Source organism: Calditrichota bacterium (genome assembly GCA_014359355.1).
Lineage (GTDB): Bacteria > Zhuqueibacterota > Zhuqueibacteria > JANLFK01 > Oleimicrobiaceae > Oleimicrobium.
On sequence record JACIZP010000253.1, the window covers coordinates 1 to 1,640 of the forward strand.

At 60.2% G+C, this 1,640-nt stretch carries 2 protein-coding genes; both read left to right on the top strand.

The window, feature by feature from the left end:
- Positions 1 to 721: hypothetical protein (locus H5U38_11135; protein ID MBC7187578.1), on the top strand; the 721-nt coding region annotated here is incomplete at its 5' end.
- Positions 722 to 761: 40 nt separating this feature from the next.
- Positions 762 to 1,640 (top strand): hypothetical protein (locus tag H5U38_11140; GenBank protein MBC7187579.1); only part of this gene is annotated, 879 nt, incomplete at its 3' end.

Below are 1,640 nucleotides of genomic sequence, written 5' to 3' on the forward strand. Positions count from 1 at the left end.
CCATGCGGACTCGCGCGGTATCGAGCTGACCATCGAGAAGCGGCGCACGGGCTTCTGGTCAGGGCGGGTCACCTATGCCTACTCCTACATCAAGGCAGCCCAGGCGAGGGCGGGCAACGATCCGACGCAGTTGACCGCTTTCAGCGCCAAGACCGACAGCGCGAACTATGCTGAGCTGCCGCTGAAGTGGGCTGACTACTATCCGTATCGCGAGGACAACATCGTGCTGCGCGAGACGGAGAACCCGCTGGCAGGTGGCTTCGACCGCACCCATCGCTTTGCCGCGACCATGATGTTCTATCTGCCGTTCGACTTCGAGCTGGCAGCAGTGGGCAACGCCATGAGCGGCTTCAAGTATCTGCCCTCGGAGAACATTGACCTCGACCCGTGGTTTGCAGTGAGCCCCAAGATGCGTGAAGGCCCGTGGAACTATTGGCTCAACCTGCGGCTCACCTGGGAAGGGAAGCTGGCAGGCATTCGTTTCCGGCCTTTCGTCGAGGTGGACAACGTCACCAACAAGGAGAACATCCTGGCCTACAACCGCACGCCCTTCTATGAGAACATCGACCAGCAGATCTTCGAGATAGGGCGGGACCGCAAGCCCAAGACCGGTGACGAAGGTGACCCGAAAGGCTACTGGAACGTGCCCTTCGACTGGCTGGGCCGTCCGCTCTATGGGCCAGCACGCCAGATCTGGGCCGGTCTGGAGATAGGGTTCTAAACCGCAGGTTTGCGCAGAGCATTTGAGAGGAGACTGGCACATGCAAAGGCACTCAAAACTCTTTACCACCTTGCTTCTGGTGGTAGCAGCGGTAACCCTGACCCAGCTCTCGGCCTGGGCAGAGGGACCGCAGAAGAACATGGTAATTGTCGCGGGAGAGACGTGGTGCACGTACATCCCCGCCAATTACGACTACCCCTGGCCCCGCCTGACCATCCAGACCGATGTGAAGAACATCGGCTATGGCCATCCCCAGGGGTGTATTTTTATGAACACCCGCCTGATCACCAGCGGTCTTTTCGGCAATCCGCCGTGGAGCTGGATGTCCGGGCGGTTGGCCATCGACTTCAGCAATGGCCTCAATGCGGTGGAGTACAACCCTGACCCGGCCTTTGCTGCCATTCAAGGGCCGCTTGGGCCGGCAGGGAGCGAGAACTATGCCTACCTGAAGTACACGCCGAACGTGGCAGGGGCAAAGGACCCGACGCGCAACTACCATGACCCGGTCGGCGGGTGCTACCTGTCGGCAGATCGCACGCACGCGTGGGCAACCTCGGCGTGGCCAACTACGCTGGGTGTGGACGTGAAGCTGACCGCCCACTCCTGGACCATGCCGTGGGGCAATCTGGACGACTTTCACATCATTGAGATTGAGCTGTACAATACCGGCCAGACCGACCTCAATGCCGACGGCGTGGTGGAGTTGACTAACAACCGCATCAACGCGCTTAACCTCTTCTACTGGCCAGGGTGCTTCCACTTCTACATCTACTACGATGGCGGGCGCGCCTATTATGTGAACAACAACCGCTATCGGGCGAGCATCATTGACCTGACGCCAGATGAGAACGGTCACCCGTGGGACATTCACTGCCAGGCGATCGGCTCCACCACGGTGCGCGCCAACGACCACCCGGCC